Source organism: Streptomyces sp. CAU 1734 (assembly GCF_039888735.1).
Classification (GTDB): Bacteria; Actinomycetota; Actinomycetes; order Streptomycetales; family Streptomycetaceae; genus Streptomyces.
Map to the genome: position 1 here is coordinate 113,531 of NZ_JBDQQP010000002.1, position 14,720 is coordinate 128,250.

General features: G+C 72.2%; 16 protein-coding genes. 11 read left to right on the forward strand and 5 right to left on the reverse strand.

The features are described from left to right. Positions 1-318: 318 nt before the first annotated feature. Both AAFN69_RS04190 and AAFN69_RS04195 read left to right on the forward strand, forming a co-directional pair. A complete protein-coding gene (locus AAFN69_RS04190; RefSeq protein WP_347726888.1) occupies positions 319-537 on the forward strand; it encodes a hypothetical protein in 219 nt (72 codons plus the stop codon). Positions 538-547: 10 nt separating this feature from the next. Further along, entirely contained in the window at positions 548-1,261 is a 714-nt protein-coding gene (locus tag AAFN69_RS04195) for a DUF4191 domain-containing protein (RefSeq protein WP_347726889.1), read from the forward strand. 111 nt (positions 1,262-1,372) lie between these two features. On the opposite strand, the gene AAFN69_RS04200 is transcribed toward AAFN69_RS04195, so the two are convergent. Beyond that, complete coding sequence (locus AAFN69_RS04200) at positions 1,373-1,840, reverse strand: RDD family protein (protein ID WP_347726890.1); 468 nt, start codon at positions 1,838-1,840, stop codon at positions 1,373-1,375. Between the two features lie 247 nt (positions 1,841-2,087). Between AAFN69_RS04200 and glnA the strand changes: the two genes are divergently transcribed. From glnA to AAFN69_RS04220, 4 genes are all read left to right on the forward strand, one after another. Next, positions 2,088-3,497: a type I glutamate--ammonia ligase gene (gene glnA, locus AAFN69_RS04205; RefSeq protein WP_347726891.1), complete on the forward strand. Its 1,410-nt coding sequence runs from the start codon at positions 2,088-2,090 to the stop codon at positions 3,495-3,497. Between the two features lie 196 nt (positions 3,498-3,693). Then, positions 3,694-4,629: a hydroxymethylbilane synthase gene (hemC, locus tag AAFN69_RS04210; protein ID WP_347726892.1), complete on the forward strand. Its 936-nt coding sequence runs from the start codon at positions 3,694-3,696 to the stop codon at positions 4,627-4,629. A gap of 92 nt (positions 4,630-4,721) precedes the next feature. Next, positions 4,722-5,315: a GNAT family protein gene (locus AAFN69_RS04215; RefSeq protein ID WP_347726893.1), complete on the forward strand. Its 594-nt coding sequence runs from the start codon at positions 4,722-4,724 to the stop codon at positions 5,313-5,315. Beyond that, positions 5,302-6,177 carry an MOSC N-terminal beta barrel domain-containing protein gene (locus tag AAFN69_RS04220; protein WP_347726894.1) on the forward strand — a complete coding sequence of 292 codons (876 nt, stop codon included), beginning with the start codon at positions 5,302-5,304 and terminating at the stop codon, positions 6,175-6,177. Before AAFN69_RS04215 ends, AAFN69_RS04220 begins: the two co-directional genes overlap by 14 nt. 65 nt (positions 6,178-6,242) lie before the next feature. On the opposite strand, the gene AAFN69_RS04225 is transcribed toward AAFN69_RS04220, so the two are convergent. Next, a complete protein-coding gene (locus AAFN69_RS04225) occupies positions 6,243-6,563 on the reverse strand; it encodes a hypothetical protein (RefSeq protein ID WP_347726895.1) in 321 nt (106 codons plus the stop codon). 132 nt (positions 6,564-6,695) lie between these two features. On the opposite strand from AAFN69_RS04225, the gene AAFN69_RS04230 reads away from it, so the two are divergent. After that, the gene (locus tag AAFN69_RS04230) at positions 6,696-7,058 is read left to right on the forward strand and encodes an ArsC/Spx/MgsR family protein (protein WP_347726896.1); all 363 of its coding nucleotides are present in this window, start codon (positions 6,696-6,698) and stop codon (positions 7,056-7,058) included. A gap of 17 nt (positions 7,059-7,075) precedes the next feature. Here the strand turns inward: AAFN69_RS04230 and AAFN69_RS04235 are convergent, their stop codons facing one another. The 3 genes from AAFN69_RS04235 to AAFN69_RS04245 are packed head-to-tail and all read right to left on the reverse strand — an operon-like array spanning position 7,076 to position 9,540. Then, on the reverse strand, positions 7,076-7,579 hold the full coding sequence (locus AAFN69_RS04235; RefSeq protein ID WP_347726897.1) for a hypothetical protein: 504 nt from the start codon (positions 7,577-7,579) through the stop codon (positions 7,076-7,078). Further along, the gene (locus AAFN69_RS04240; RefSeq protein ID WP_347726898.1) at positions 7,576-8,595 is read right to left on the reverse strand and encodes a class I SAM-dependent methyltransferase; all 1,020 of its coding nucleotides are present in this window, start codon (positions 8,593-8,595) and stop codon (positions 7,576-7,578) included. The genes AAFN69_RS04235 and AAFN69_RS04240 overlap by 4 nt, the downstream gene beginning before the upstream one ends. A 9-nt stretch (positions 8,596-8,604) precedes the next feature. Continuing rightward, a complete protein-coding gene (locus tag AAFN69_RS04245) occupies positions 8,605-9,540 on the reverse strand; it encodes a Gfo/Idh/MocA family oxidoreductase (RefSeq protein ID WP_347726899.1) in 936 nt (311 codons plus the stop codon). A gap of 217 nt (positions 9,541-9,757) precedes the next feature. Between AAFN69_RS04245 and AAFN69_RS04250 the strand changes: the two genes are divergently transcribed. The 4 genes from AAFN69_RS04250 (at position 9,758) to AAFN69_RS04265 (ending at position 14,666) form a co-directional block, all read left to right on the forward strand. Beyond that, entirely contained in the window at positions 9,758-11,239 is a 1,482-nt protein-coding gene (locus AAFN69_RS04250; RefSeq protein ID WP_347726900.1) for a hypothetical protein, read from the forward strand. Continuing rightward, positions 11,236-12,405 carry a hypothetical protein gene (locus AAFN69_RS04255; protein WP_347726901.1) on the forward strand — a complete coding sequence of 390 codons (1,170 nt, stop codon included), beginning with the start codon at positions 11,236-11,238 and terminating at the stop codon, positions 12,403-12,405. The genes AAFN69_RS04250 and AAFN69_RS04255 overlap by 4 nt, the downstream gene beginning before the upstream one ends. A 180-nt stretch (positions 12,406-12,585) precedes the next feature. Continuing rightward, the gene (gene glnII, locus AAFN69_RS04260; protein WP_347726902.1) at positions 12,586-13,605 is read left to right on the forward strand and encodes a glutamine synthetase; all 1,020 of its coding nucleotides are present in this window, start codon (positions 12,586-12,588) and stop codon (positions 13,603-13,605) included. A 449-nt stretch (positions 13,606-14,054) separates the two neighbouring features. Then, positions 14,055-14,666, forward strand: coding sequence for a winged helix-turn-helix domain-containing protein (locus tag AAFN69_RS04265; RefSeq protein WP_347726903.1), 612 nt, complete (start codon positions 14,055-14,057; stop codon positions 14,664-14,666). The last annotated feature ends 54 nt before the right edge of the window (positions 14,667-14,720 follow it).

Below are 14,720 nucleotides of genomic sequence, written 5' to 3' on the forward strand. Positions count from 1 at the left end.
TCCGCCCGAGGGCTGCTCCGCCCCTCACGCTCTGTGTGAGGTCGCGCACAGGAAACTACCCACCAGTAGCCCCCAGCTCCTCACGGCCCGTACGCTCCCCGCAGGTCGGGGCGGTGTACGGGCCGTTCCGCTTTCCCCGGCCACTGAAGGAACGGTTCACCGCTGTTTGACCACCCGGTCACGCACTGGTAACACCGACAGGCAACCATTTTTCTTGTAGCGCACAGACAGCCCGTCCCGGCCCACCCCCACAGGCCGGGCCGGGCGGGCGCCTTCTCCCGTACCCGGCTCGTCATTCACCCCGAGGGGATCCCCGTCATGCAGGCCGCGCCAGGACGATCCGTACGCGCAACCGCTCTCCCGTCCGTCACCGGCGCCCTGCGCGCCATGGAGTCGCTGCTCCTCGGCCAGGGGCAGCGCACCGCCCGCCGGAACGCCTGGACATCGGTCCTGGAGGACCGCCGCCGGGCCAGGGACCGGGTCGAGGCGCAGCATGTACTGGAGGCCGTGGCGGGCCGGGTCTCGCAGGCCACGTAAACTTCCTGTTATGGCGAGGAAGGCAAAATCAGACAGCACTGACGCTGCTGCGAACCCGGGGCGACTGAAGCAGATCGCTCTGACGTACAAGATGACGCGAAAGGCCGATCCGAAGATCGGTCTGATCATCGCCGCTGTGGGAATCGTCACCTTCGGTGTCTTCCTCGGGATCGGCTTCTTGATCGGCTACCCGGTCTATCTGGGCATTCTGGGCTTCCTGCTCGCCTTCCTCGCGATGGCGATCATTTTCGGCCGCAGGGCCGAGCAGGCCGCCTTCGGACAGATGGAGGGGCAGCCGGGAGCGGCTGCCGCCGTTCTCCAGAATGTCGGCCGCGGCTGGTCCACGACTCCGGCCGTGGCGATGAACCGCAACCAGGACGTGGTGCACCGGGCCGTCGGCCGTGCGGGCATCGTGCTGGTGGCCGAGGGGAACCCGAACCGGCTGAAGACCCTGCTCGCGGCCGAGAAGAAGAAGATGGCGCGCATCGTGGTGGATGTCCCGGTGCACGACATCCTGGTCGGCAAGGGCGAGGGCCAGGTGCCGCTCAAGAAGGTCCGGACGACGATGCTGAAGCTGCCCCGGGTGCTCTCGGGCGCGCAGGTGGCGTCGGCGAACGACCGGCTGCGCGCGATGGGCGACCTGATGAGCAATATGCCGCTGCCGAAGGGTCCGATGCCCAAGGGCATGCGGATGCCGCGCGGCGGCGGACCGAAGGGCCGCTGACCCCGGCACTCCGCTGTGCGCGGCCCCGCGCACGGCGCCACGAACACCTGAGGGGCGCTCCCGAACCGGGAGCGCCCCTCACTCGTACCCGTGTCCCGCCGGCGGGCGGGGTCAGATCCGTACCTGTACGGCGTGGCCGAGGCGGTCGTGCAGTCCGCGCCCGTCGCGGTCCCAGATGAGCGCGGGGATGGCGAGGGCCAGCAGCAGACCGCGCACGGCGGCCCGGCCGAAACCGAGCCGGCCGCCGTCCTGCGAGACGACCCGCAGCCCGAAGGCCCGCTTGCCCGGAGTGAAGCCGACGGTGCCGACGGTGAGCAGGCTGAGCACGAGGAAGATGCCGAGCGCCCAGTTGCCCGCGGCCTGCTGGTCACCGGCGGCGAAGAGCCCGTAGGCGATGAGGAGGCAGAGCCCCCAGTCGACGAAGAGAGCGCCGAAACGCCGCCCCAGGGGGGCGATGGAGCCCGGCCCCCGCTCCGGCAGTCCGAGTCCCTTGCCCCGGTACCCGAAGTCGACGCCCATCTCCTCGGCGGTCGCGCGCGGGCCCGAGAGCCACGATCCCATTACTTGCCTGTTGTCCACCCGTCCACGGTACTGCGCCCGGTTTCACCGCCTTGTGCCCGGGGCGGATTCCCGGCCGTGGCGCACGTCACGCGCGTCCGGCCGGGGAGATCGACACGCCCCGCCCCGGTTAACTTGTGCGAAACAAATGGGTCATGCTGGAGAAATCCCGTCTGCCTAAGGTCGGGACCTGCGCGCGCCACCGCACTGGCCGTCGCGACCGAGTTGCAACCCCGCCCCTCCCGGGGACGGGAGTAGGAGGAGTTGGATGTTCCAGAACGCCGACGACGCGAAGAAGTACATCGCCGACGAGGACGTCAAGTTCATCGACGTCAGGTTCTGCGACCTGCCTGGTGTGATGCAGCACTTCACCATCCCGGCGGCGGTGTTCGACCCGACGGAGGAGCTGGCCTTCGACGGCTCCTCGATCCGCGGCTTCCAGGCGATCCACGAGTCGGACATGGCGCTCCGGGCCGACCTGTCGACGGCCCGGCTGGATCCCTTCCGCCGTGACAAGACGGTCAACATCAACTTCTTCATCCACGACCCGATCACGGGCGAGCAGTACAGCCGTGACCCGCGGAACATCGCCAAGAAGGCGGAGGCGTACCTCGCCTCGACCGGTATCGCGGACACCGCGTACTTCGGTCCGGAGGCGGAGTTCTACGTCTTCGACTCGGTGCGCTTCAACACCTCCGCGAACGAGGGCTTCTACCACATCGACTCCGAGGCCGGCGCCTGGAACACCGGTGCGGTCGAGGACAACCGCGGTTACAAGGTCCGCTACAAGGGCGGCTACTTCCCGGCCCCGCCGGTGGATCACTTCGCCGACCTGCGCGCCGAGATCTCCCTGGAGCTGGACCGCCAGGGCCTCCAGGTCGAGCGCCAGCACCACGAGGTGGGCACGGCCGGCCAGGCCGAGATCAACTACAAGTTCAACACGCTGCTCGCCGCGGCCGACGACCTGATGCTCTTCAAGTACATCGTGAAGAACGTCGCCTGGCGGAACGGCAAGACCGCGACCTTCATGCCGAAGCCGATCTTCGGCGACAACGGCTCGGGCATGCACGTCCACCAGTCGCTCTGGCAGGGCGGCGTCCCGCTCTTCTACGACGAGCAGGGTTACGCGGGCCTCTCGGACACCGCCCGCTACTACATCGGCGGCATCCTGAAGCACGCCCCGTCGCTGCTGGCCTTCACCAACCCGACGGTGAACTCCTACCACCGTCTGGTCCCCGGCTTCGAGGCCCCGGTGAACCTGGTCTACTCGCAGCGCAACCGCTCCGCGGCCATGCGCATCCCGATCACCGGCTCGAACCCGAAGGCCAAGCGCGTCGAGTTCCGCGCGCCGGACCCGTCGTCCAACCCGTACCTGGCCTTCTCGGCCCTGCTGCTCGCGGGCCTCGACGGCGTCAAGAACAAGATCGAGCCGGCCGAGCCGATCGACAAGGACCTCTACGAGCTGGCCCCCGAGGAGCACGCGGGCGTCCCCCAGGTCCCGACCTCCCTCCCGGCGGTGCTGGACGCGCTGGAGGCGGACAACGAGTACCTCCAGGCCGGCGGTGTGTTCACCTCCGACCTGATCGAGACCTGGATCGACTACAAGCGGACGAACGAGATCGCCCCGATCCAGCTCCGTCCGCACCCGCACGAGTTCGAGCTCTACTTCGACATCTAGAAAGGGCGCCGCGGCCGGTTCGCCGCGGATCCCGGGGGCGTGCCGTCATCCGATCGCGGATGGCGGCCCGCCGCGTTCAACGGGCGGCGCGGTGTTCACCCGCCGCCGGCGTGCTGAGCAGCCGTTTCCAGCGGCACCCCACCCGTCTGCCCCAAAGGGGGCATAACCTCCGGCACCGAGCCTCTATGGTGTCCGCATGTCCGAGCCCGAGCTGATTCGCATCGTGTCCCGCTCCTCCCCCATGGCGCTCGCCCAAGTCGACCGGGTGCGTGCCGAGCTGGGGCGGTCGCATCCGGGGATCCGGACCGAGGTGGTGCCGGTCACGACCTCGGGGGACCGGTGGATGGGGGATCTGGCGCTGCTGGGGGGCAAGGGGGCGTTCACCAAGGAGGTGGACGCGGCGCTGCTCGCCGGGGAGGCCGATCTGGCCGTGCACTGTGTGAAGGATGTGCCCGCCGACCGGCCGCTGCCCGCCGGGACGGTCTTCGCGGCGTTTCTGGAGCGGGACGACGTCAGGGACGCGCTGGTGCATCCCGGCGGGCTCGGGCTGGACGAGCTGCCCGAGGGCACCCGGGTGGGGACGTCGTCGGTGCGCAGGATCGCGCAGCTCGCCGCGTCCCATCCGCGGCTGGAGTGTGTGCCGATGCGCGGGAACGCCAATCGGCGGCTGGAGAAACTGGCCGCCGGTGAGTGCGACGCGCTGCTGCTGGCGGTCTCCGGGCTGGCGCGGATCGGGCGGATGGACGCCGTCTCCGAGGTGCTGTCGGTGGAGACGATGTGCCCGCCGATCGGGGCCGGGATCCTGGCGCTCCAGTGCCGGCAGGAGGATGCCGCGACCATCGATGTGGTGAGCGGTCTGGGGGATCCGGCGGCGCACCGGGAGGCGACCGCGGAGCGGATGTTCCTCCATGTTCTTCAGGGGCACTGCAATTCGCCGATCGCCGGGTACGCGCGGTCCGAGCGGAGCGGGGAGCTGTCGCTGCGGGCGAGGGTCTTCACCCCGGACGGCAAGCGGGTGCTGAACGCTCATGAGTGGGCCGGACCGCTGGATCCCGCGACGCTCGGGACGTCGGTCGCCGTGGCGCTGCTGCGGCAGGGGGCGCGGGAGCTGATCGACGGGATCGCCCACTGAGGGGCGGGTACCGGTACCACCAGCGAGGGGACAGTTTGCACTAGTGTGAAATATGTTTGCGGCTAGTGCAGAAAAAGGTTATTTTCCGGTGCATGCCTGCGAAGCCGCCGATGCCCGTCACCCTCACGGGCCGACATGTCACCCTCGTACCGCTCACCCCGGCCCATCTGCCCGATCTCTTCGCCGCGGGCGGCGGGGACGAGGAGGTGTGGCGCTGGCAGGGCGGGCCCGCCCCGCGGACCGAGGAGGAGCTGGGCGCCACGCTCCGGTCCGTGCTGGCCGAGGCCGAGCAGGGGCTGTTGCTGCCCTTCGCGGTGATGCACCGGGAGAGCGGGCGGGCCATCGGCTGGACCACCTATCTGGAGATCGAGCCGGCCCACGAGCGGCTGGAGATCGGGTGGACCTGGTACGGGCGCCGTCACTGGCGCACCGCGGTCAACAGCGAGACCAAGCTGCTGCTGCTCACGCATGCCTTCGAGGAGCTGGGCATGGGACGGGTGCAGCTGAAGACCGATCATCTCAATGAGCGCTCACAGGCCGCCATCGAGCGGCTCGGCGCCCGGCGGGAGGGTGTTCTGCGCCGGCATCGACCGCGGCACGACGGAACCTGGCGCGACACCGTCTATTTCTCGATCCTCGCCGATGAGTGGCCCACCGTGAAGGAGCGTCTCCATGGCCGAGTCTGAACCGCGGGGCGGCGCGATCACCGTCAGCCGGCTGACCTGCTACCCCGTGAAGGGGTGCGCCGGTACGGATGTCGCCTCGGCCCCGGCCGCGGAGACGGGGCTCGAACACGACCGGCTGTTCATGGTCGTCGACGCCGCCGACGGTTCCTTCCGCAGTCAGCGGACGCTGCCCGCGATGGCCGCCGTCCGGCCGGAGGTCACCGGCGGCGGGGCCGGGCTGCGGCTCTCGGCGGGCGGGGTGGAGAGCCTGCTGGTGCAGGTCGCGCCCGAGGGCGAGCGGCGGGCGGTGAGCATGTTCGGGAAGCCGTTGGGTGAGGCCGTCGACCAGGGCGAGGAGGCCGCCGCCTGGTTCTCCGAGGTGCTCGGGGCGGCCTCCCGGCTGGTGCGGGTGGCCAAGGACTTCGACCGGGACGGCTGGGGCGAGACCCCGGGCAAGGTCGCGTTCGCCGACGCCCACGCCCTGCTGATCGCCTCCACCGCCTCGCTCGACGGGCTGAACGCGCGGATCACCGCGCGGGGCGGCCGGCCGGTGCCCATGGACCGGTTCCGGCCGAACATCGTGCTGGACGGCTGCGCGGAGCCGCATGCGGAGGACGAGATGCGGCGGCTGGAGATCGGGTCGGCGGTGTTCGCCTACGCGGTGCGGGCGACGCGCTGCGCGGTCCCGATGGTGGACCAGGCCACCGGGCTGCGTGCCGGGCCGGAGCCGATCCGTACGCTCGCGGGGTACCGGCGCGAGCCCGAGTACGACAACAAGGTGAGCTTCGGGATGAAGGCCGCCGTGGTGCGCGGCGGGACGGTGTCGGTCGGGGACACCGCCGGGATCCGCTGGGCCGGCGACCGGGTGGGACAGCCGGGCTGAGAGCCCCCGGGCCGGACCGGGAGCCGCCGTCCCCCGGTCCGGCCGGGGGACGGCGGCGGCGCGGCTCAGCGGCCGTAGCGGATCAGCGCCCTGACCATCCGGCAGGTGGTGTCCGACGGCGGGTGGATGCCGACCCGGTCGGCGGTGGTGCGGATCCGGGTGTTGTCGGCCGTCGCCGGGTGGTGAACACCCGAATCGAGCAGGGCGATCGCCAGCCGCATCGCCTTCAGCCGGCGGTTGTGGGTGACATACCACTCGCGCGGCCGGCCGGCCGGGAGCGGCTGCTTCCTCAGGGGTGTGTACGCGAACAGGGGCTCCTGTCCGCGCTCGGACACGGTCGTGGCGCTTGTCTCGGCCGGCTTCGTCATGAGTCTGGTTACGGCCATCGGCAACCTCCAGGCACGGTGGCGGGACCATCCCGAACTACTCTCCATTCTACTGCCCGGCACTGACAATCGCCCCTGGCCAGACGGTGTTTGAGGAGGTCCGGGGGCGGCTCGCGGCGGTACCGTGGGCGGATGGAGATCTGGATCAATCCCGCCTGTTCCAAGTGCCGCGGCGCACTCACCCTGCTCGATGCCGAGGGGGCCTCGTACACCGTCCGCCGGTATCTGGAGGAGGTGCCCGGCGAGGAGGAGATCCGGGACATCCTCGGGCGGCTCGGCCTCGAACCCTGGGACATCACCAGGACGGGCGAGGCGGTGGCCGGGGAGCTGGGGCTGCGGGAGTGGGCGCGGGACGAGCCGGCGCGGGAGCGGTGGATCGGGGCCCTGGTCCGCCATCCGCGGCTGATTCAGCGGCCGATCATCACGGCGGACGACGGGACGGCCGTCGTGGCGCGTACGGATGAGGCGGTGCGGGACGCCATCGGGCGGAGCTGACGGCGCTCCCCCGGGCGTCAGAGCGGGGCGCGGTACCAGCGGCGGTGGGTCAGCGGCTCGACCAGCAGGACGCCCGCCCCGGCCGCGACCGCGACCGCCGCCGACCACGGGGAGCCCCAGGCCGCCGCGACCGCGCCGGCCGTCACCACCAGGGGCCGCACCAGGGTCAGCGGGCCGAGGCCGATCACCGTCGCGAGGGTGCTGAGCCGGAAGGGCGCCCAGAGGTGGGCGGCCAGGCTCAGCAGGACCACCGCCGTGTAGGGGATGAGGACCGCCAGCATGCGGCGCGCCCCCGCGTCGAGTTCCGCGTACCGGGCCGCCGGGTCGGCGGCGGTCAGCAGCAGCGCGGCGCCGATGGCGGCGGCCGGTGCCAGTGCCGGGGCGGCGACGCCCAGACCGCGTCCGGCGGCCCGCGCATTGGCCCCGCCCTTGCGGATCCGGCCATTGCGCCCGGCATGGGCGCGGAAGCCGGCGAACGCGGCGTCGGTGAGGGCGAGGAGGAGCAGGAGTACGGCGCTCACCGCCGGCGCTCCGGCGGTACGGGTCCGGGAGCGGGCGCGCGGGCGGGGAGTTCGCCCACCAGCCGGCCGGACGAGCGGCTGCCCAGGGCCGCGCGCAGCCCGGGGAGGAGTTCGGGCCGGATGCCGATCACCGGGCGGAGCGTGGTGCAGAAGGGATTGCTCCGCCCCTTGGGTTCGTATACGAGCGGCACCATGCCCTCGGCCCGGGCGGCGGCGCGCAGCAGGGTGGCGTCGTCGTGGGCCCGGCGGGCGGAGACGACGCCGTCGTGCCGGCCCAGTGGGTCCCGCATCCTGGCCCGGTGGAAGACCCGGGCGCCGACGGCGGCGAGGCCGGTGGCGGCGATGTCGTAGTGGCAGAAGGCGGCGGCACCGGTGGCGGCCGCCGACTGGGCCGTGAAGAAGGCGTCCAGCTCGGGGCCGCGGAAGTGGTGGAGCACACCCGTGGAGACATGGACCGTGGCGGGCTCGTCCAGGGCGAAGGCGTCGCCGCGGACGAATCGGCAGGGCAGGTTCTCGGCCCGCGCGAGGCGGTCGGCCTCGGCGACCAGGGCGGCGTTGTGGTCCACGCCGATGAGCTCCACCCCGGCGAAGTCGACGGCGGGGGCGGGGCCGGGCAGCCGAGCGGCGCGGCGGGCGCAGGGGCCCGCTCCCGCCGCCAGCCGGCGGATCAGATAGCCGAGCCCACAGCCCACGTCGACCACCCGCAGCCGGGCCCCCGGGTCGGCCGCGCGGACCGCCGTCAGGATCGGGCCGAGGAGTTCCGTGATGCGCTCGCCGACGCGCAGTTCCTCGCTCAGCCGCTGGAGTTCGGTGTGGACCGCGATCAGCCTGCGGTCCACCGCGCCGGGGTCCAGGACGCCGTCGCCGTCGCACGGCAGCCGCGCCGCGATCCGGGCACCGCTCCGGTCGCCGGCCGCCGCCAGCCGCGCCACGATCTCGTCACGGCGGACCGGCAGCCGTTCGCGGGTCTCCGGGTCATGGGCGATGACCAGGTCGGTTATCTCCAGAAGAGGCACGGGCGCACCTTACGCGAAGGGCGCGTCGCCCCTCTCTCGGCCGAGCTGCCGTTCCGCCTCCGCGAGGAGTTCGGTCAGCCGCAGACCGAAGCGGACATCGCACTCGTGCGGGCGGCCGGTCGCGATGGCCGAGCGCAGTTCGCCGATGGCGGCACCGTACGAGCTGACCGGATCCGACCACTCCGGAATCGTCGCCCGTCCCTGGTCGCCGACGAGCTGGATGCTCGCGCCCGCTCCCTTGGCGGGGGCGCCGAGGCCGACCGTCACCGTGCTGGAGGCCCCCGAGTCATGGCGCAGCACCAGATGCGCGGTGTCCCGCGGCCCGCGCGCGGCGGTCAGCCCGGTCACCTCGCCGAGGATCGGCAGGAGTACGGAGAGCACATGCGGCCCCACATCCCACAGACCGCCCTTGTCGCGCCGCCAGGGGGACGCCGCGTACCGGCTCCGGGAGTCCGGCGCGTAGAGCGAGCCGAGCCACTGGGCGTGGGCGGTGAACCAGCCGCCCAGCGCCGCCTGCTCCCTGATCCACGGCGCGGTGAGGCCGGAGAAGCGCAGGGTGCACAGGACCACCGAGGAGACCGAGGCGCGGGCGGCGGCGTCGGCCGCCGCGCGGGCCTCCGCCACCGAGGTGGCGACCGGCTTGTCCAGCAGCAGATGACAGCCCGCCTCGGCGGCGAGGACCGCGAACCGGGCCTGGATGTCCGGCGGCAGCGCGAAGGCGGCGGCATCGCAGGCGGCGAGCAGTTCGCGGGCGCCGTCGTCGCCCGAGTACGCCGCCGTACCGTGCGCGGCGGCCAGCGCGGCGGCGGCCTCGGGACGCCGGGCCCACACCCCGGCGAAGTCCACCCCGGCGTGCGCGGCCAGGGCCGGCGCGTGGGTGTGCTCGGCCCAGGGGCCGGCACCGAAGAGTCCGAAACGCAGCTTCTCACCCGGGTTGTCGCTCATGGGCCCCAGTCTGCCCCGCCGCGCGCACGGGAGGAACCCGGTGCCGGGAAGAGCGGGAAAAGCGGGAGAAGGGGAAGCGGCCCGGATGTTAGGTTCTGCGGGCCGGCCGCGGGACTCCGGCGCGACTTCCGGGACTTGTCGGTAAACAATGATTTCGCTGTTCGCGCCCTCATTCCCCGGCCGGCTCACGCATATCGGGGGCGGCTGAGGGGGCAGGGTGACGACGGGCGCGGCGGGTACCGGGATCGCGGAGCTGATCGCGGCCGAGGACATACTCCTCTTCGTGAACGCGGCGATCACCGCCACCGGGCAGCGGGAGTTCCGCTCCGGGGCGGCCGAGCAGCGGCTCTCGCTGGCCTTTCTGCACGAGTACGCGCGGGTCAACTACCGGCCCCTGTACGCGGCGGTGCTCGCCCTGGACATCAACGACCACAACGCCGCCCTGATCATCGAGCGGCTGCTGTGCACGGCGGACGAGGCCGGCCCGGAGCAGAAGCGGCGGGAGGGCGAGCTGATCGCCGCCCGGCTCGCGCTGCTGCCGCCGCCCCGGGTCTACCGGCTCTTCCGGGCGCTGCGCGCGGCCGGGGTCAACAACCGGCGGAGCCGGGCGATCCAGCGGGAGTGGCTGGCCGCCCGGCCCGATCTCGGCCATGACGCCGTGAAGTACCGCGCCGGGCTGAAGTCGGCGGTCCGCCACATCCATCTGCCCCTGACCGCCGGCGACTCCGCCGAGCTGGGGGATTTCCTCTTCAGGCCGGGACGGCGGGCCCGTTACGGCCATCCGCTGCTCGACGCCCACCGCCGCGCGCGCCATGAGCGGGCGGCGCTGAAGGAGCTGCCGTTCACCGTCGCCGAGGGCTTCGCCGCCGGGCACGGGGTGTCCCGCCGGGAGCTGCTGGAGCGGGCCGCGCCCCGGATGACCCGGCTGGAGCGGCTGCGCACCCGGGGCGAGGGCGGTGCGCCCGGCGCCGATCTCGGGGTGATGCCGCTGACCCGGCTCGCCCTGTATGTCCTCTCGCTGCCGTTCGGGGAGCGCGCCGAGCGGCGGGCGGAGCTGACCGGGGCGCTGCGGAGGGCCGCGCGCCGGGCCGCCGGGCCGCATGCCGGGACCTGGGGCCGGGTGAGCGCGGTGCTGGACGACAGTTACTCGTCCTCCGGTTCGGGGGTGAAGCGGCGCCGTCCGCTGGCGGTCGCGCTGGGCGCGCACTATCTGCTGGAGGCGCTGGCCGGCGGCTACCGGGGGCACTGGGTCTCGGGCGAGCGGGCGGCGGCCGATCCGCTGCTGGTGCGTCCCCGGGGGGCGAGCCCGCTGGGCACCCGGATCCTGGACGCGCTGGAGGACTCCCCCGAGCGGCTGGTGATCGTCTCGGACGGCTGGGACAACGCCCCGCCGGGCCTCGCCGGCGAGGTGCTGCGGATCTGGCGGACCCGGCTCGATCCGGAGCGCCGCACGAGTGTGGTCCATCTCAATCCGGTCCACGACGCGGAGGGCCTCGATGTGCGCCGGCTGGCGCCGAGTGTGCCGACGGCCGGGATCCGGGACGCGGAGGATCTGGCCGCGCTGGTGGAGATCGCGCAGTTCGCCGAGGGCCGTACGGGACTGGCGGAGCTCCAGTCGTATCTGGACCGCCGGGTCGCCCGGCTGATCGGCGGCGGCGCCCGCCGGAAGAGGGCACAGGAGAAGGAGAGCGAGCGGTGAACCGACTCGACACCACCGGACTGACGGCCGCGCCCGGCCAGGTGTGGGGCGGCATCCGGCTGGTCCCGCTGATCCGCGAGACGCCCGTGGAGGGGCTGCGGCTCCGCCATGAGCTGTACGGGGACGACGGCGAAGGCGGATCCGGGCCGGGGTACGGCATGGTCGACACCGGGGATCGCACCCGCTATGTCTCCTACATTCCGCACGGCTTCGTGGCCGACTGGTCGGGATCCGGGGAGGGCGGGCAGGCCGCCGCGTACGGCACCCGGCTGGGCGGGGAGCCGCCGCCCTGTGTTCCCCTGCGCGTCCACCACCGGCTCGCCAAGCGCCGGCGCGACAAGGGCACGGCCGAGCGGCGGCTGCGGTTCCTGCCGCTCCATCTGGCGCTGGACGGCTATCTGTCGCTGCACTTCGGCGGCCCCTCCGTGGTCTGGGACGAATGGTCCCGGGAGGCGGTGCGCCAGGGGCTCACCCCGCGCGCCGAGGCGGCGTACGCGGGGTGGGCGATACCCGGCCTCGGCGACGCGCTGCGGGTGTTCGAGATCCATCCGGGCCAGTGCGGTGTCCTGGTGTACGCGGCGGACTCGCTCGCCGCCGCCTTCGCCGTACCGCATCCGGAGGACTACCGGGCGCTGCACCGCTCGCTGCTGGAGGATCTCTACGGGGAGCTGGTGTATCAGTACGCCTTCTTCGGCCGCCCGGTGGCCGGCTTCGAGACCCGGCTGGGGGACGGGGTCCGTCTGCGGTCGCTCGCGGACTTGCGGGCGGCGGCGGTGGAGGCCGGGCGGGAGTGGACCCGGGGGCACGACACACTGATGGCGTCCCGGCTGCTGGACGCCTCGTACCGGTTCGAGCGGGTGTACGCGATGGAGGCGTTCACGCTCTGGCGGTTTCTGCCGTCCTTCCGGCGCGGCGAGCCGGAGCAGCACATCGGCGAGACGATCACCGACCGCAAGGGGCGGGTCGCCTATCTGAAGAGTTTCCGTCTTTCGGACGCCCAGATCCGGCGCGGATATCTGCTGGACCGGCTCCATGACCACGACTGGCATCTCGACCGCACGGCCGGGGCGCTGGGGACGAGCCGTGCCGATCTGGTGCGGCGGATCCGCGACGCCGGGTTCGGGTCCCTGGTGAAGCAGGGCGCGGAGCGCGCGGGCGGGGGGTGAGCGGGCGGGGGGTGAGCGGGCGGAGGGTGAGCGGGCCACCCCGTACCGCCAAACGGGGCAAATAAGACTCCAGCACCACCCATCCCTCGTAACACGTGGTTCACACATGGGCAACGGGCGGGAAATCCCGAATTGCGAGAGTGTGCGACAGACCGCAGCACCCGCAGAGGATGAGGCCCCGTGACCTTCAAGGCTGAGTACATCTGGATCGACGGCACCGAGCCGACCGCCAAGCTCCGCTCCAAGACGAGGATTCTCGCCGACGGCGCCGAGCTGCCGATCTGGGGCTTCGACGGGTCCAGCACCAACCAGGCCAAGGGGCATGCCTCCGACCGGGTGCTGAACCCGGTGTACACCTGCCCCGACCCGATCCGGGGCGGCGACCATGTGCTGGTGCTCTGCGAGGTCCTCAACACGGACATGACCCCGCACTCCTCCAACACCCGCGCGGAGCTGGCGGAGGTGGCCGAGCGGTTCGCCGGCCAGGAGCCGGTCTTCGGGATCGAGCAGGAGTACACCTTCTTCGAGGGGGACCGCCCGCTCGGCTTCCCGGTCGGCGGCTTCCCCGCCCCGCAGGGCGGCTACTACTGCGGCGTGGGCGTCGACGAGATCCACGGCCGCGATGTCGTGGAGGCGCACCTGGAGAACTGTCTCCGGGCCGGTCTCGGGATCTCCGGGATCAACGCCGAGGTCATGCCCGGGCAGTGGGAGTTCCAGGTCGGCCCGCTGCCGCCGCTGGTCGTCGCCGACCAGCTGTGGATCGCGCGCTGGCTGCTCTACCGCACCGCCGAGGACTTCAAAATCGCGGCCACCCTCGACCCGAAGCCGGTGAAGGGCGACTGGAACGGCGCGGGAGCGCACACCAACTTCTCCACCCGGGCGATGCGCGAGGGGTACGACGCAATCATCACCGCCTGCGAGTCGCTGGGCGAGGGGTCCAAGCCGCTCGACCACGTCAAGAACTACGGTGCGGGCATCGACGACCGGCTCACCGGTCTGCACGAGACCGCGCCGTGGAACGAGTACAGCTACGGCGTCTCCGACCGGGGCGCGTCGGTGCGGATCCCGTGGCAGGTGGAGAAGGACGGCAAGGGATACATCGAGGACCGCCGCCCGAACGCCAACGTCGACCCGTATGTGGTGACCCGGCTGCTGGTGGACACCTGCTGCACCGCGCTGGAGAAGGCCGGACAGGTCTGATCCCGTCCGGCTCCGGCCCGAACGGGTCGGATCCCGGACATGTCACAGGGGCGCTCGCCGGTCACGGCGGGCGCCCTCTCGCGTCTCCCCGCGCCCCGAGCCCCTGATGGGCCCTGTCCCGGGGGGAGTTCGGCGGCGGGGCCGCCGTGCGGGGCCCCGCCGGTGTGATGAGATCCGCGTCTCGATACGTGGGCGAGACCATCGCTCACACGGTGTTCATCTGATTCAATGAGGCCATGGCCAGCTTTGGGGATTCCGCGACAGGTCGCTTCGACCTTGAGCCGTTCTGGCCGTCCCGGCAGCACCACGACTTCGACCGGGAGTGTCGTCGCGCGATGAACGCGCAGGCCCTCTAAAGCCGCCCGTCCGGCCTTCGGCCCAGCGCGCAACGACGTACGTCCGTCCTGATGACTCGACGACTCCTTCGCGCGAAAGAGAGCTGACCTCTCATGGTGAACTCCCGTTCCTTCTCCGCTGTTCCGTCCGCGGCGACCTCCTCCGTCGCCTCCCGCCCGGCCGGCGGAAAGCCCGGTTCACTGACCCCCGGGCGCCATCGATTGCGCGCCGTCGACCGCGACGAGGTCGTGCCGCTGAGCGGCTTCGTCAATGTGGCGGAGTTCCTGCCGCCCGGGGCGACCTGGCTGCCCGCGCCGCAGCACAGCGTGCCCAGCCTGCCGGGCCGGCCGCCGATGGTCGGCTATCTCGTCCTCGTACCCGCCGATCAGCAGCCCCCGGCGCTCGTCCCGCAGCCGCAGCCCGCGGTGGCCGAACCGGCCGAGCAGGGTCCGGTGCGGATCGACAAGGTCGAGCGGCTGGCCCTGGTCAACGGCCGGGCGCTCGATCTGACCTATCTCGAATTCGAGCTGCTGGCGCATCTGGTGGCCAACCCGCACCGGGTGCACTCGCGCGATCAGCTGGTGACCACCGTCTGGGGGTACGGCCATGTGGGCGACGGCCGGACCGTGGACGTCCATGTGGCGCGGCTGAGGCGGAAGCTGGGGGCCGAGCACCGGCACACCATCCAGACGGTGCGACGGGTGGGGTACAAGTACACCCCGTGACGGGTGTGACCAACGCGCGGGCCCCGGCTCCCCCGGTGACACGGGGAGGCCGGG

Excerpts from the sequence above, each read along its gene's own strand:
- AAFN69_RS04265 (WP_347726903.1), top strand. The coding sequence starts at position 14,055 with ATGGTGAACTCCCGTTCCTTCTCCGCTGTTCCGTCCGCGGCGACCTCC.
- AAFN69_RS04245 (WP_347726899.1), bottom strand. The coding sequence starts at position 9,540 with ATGAGCGACAACCCGGGTGAGAAGCTGCGTTTCGGACTCTTCGGTGCC.
- AAFN69_RS04195 (WP_347726889.1), top strand. The coding sequence starts at position 548 with ATGGCGAGGAAGGCAAAATCAGACAGCACTGACGCTGCTGCGAACCCG.
- AAFN69_RS04190 (WP_347726888.1), top strand. The coding sequence starts at position 319 with ATGCAGGCCGCGCCAGGACGATCCGTACGCGCAACCGCTCTCCCGTCC.
- AAFN69_RS04220 (WP_347726894.1), top strand. The coding sequence starts at position 5,302 with ATGGCCGAGTCTGAACCGCGGGGCGGCGCGATCACCGTCAGCCGGCTG.
- AAFN69_RS04215 (WP_347726893.1), top strand. The coding sequence starts at position 4,722 with ATGCCTGCGAAGCCGCCGATGCCCGTCACCCTCACGGGCCGACATGTC.
- hemC (WP_347726892.1), top strand. The coding sequence starts at position 3,694 with ATGTCCGAGCCCGAGCTGATTCGCATCGTGTCCCGCTCCTCCCCCATG.
- glnA (WP_347726891.1), top strand. The coding sequence starts at position 2,088 with ATGTTCCAGAACGCCGACGACGCGAAGAAGTACATCGCCGACGAGGAC.
- AAFN69_RS04225 (WP_347726895.1), bottom strand. The coding sequence starts at position 6,563 with ATGGCCGTAACCAGACTCATGACGAAGCCGGCCGAGACAAGCGCCACG.
- AAFN69_RS04230 (WP_347726896.1), top strand. The coding sequence starts at position 6,696 with ATGGAGATCTGGATCAATCCCGCCTGTTCCAAGTGCCGCGGCGCACTC.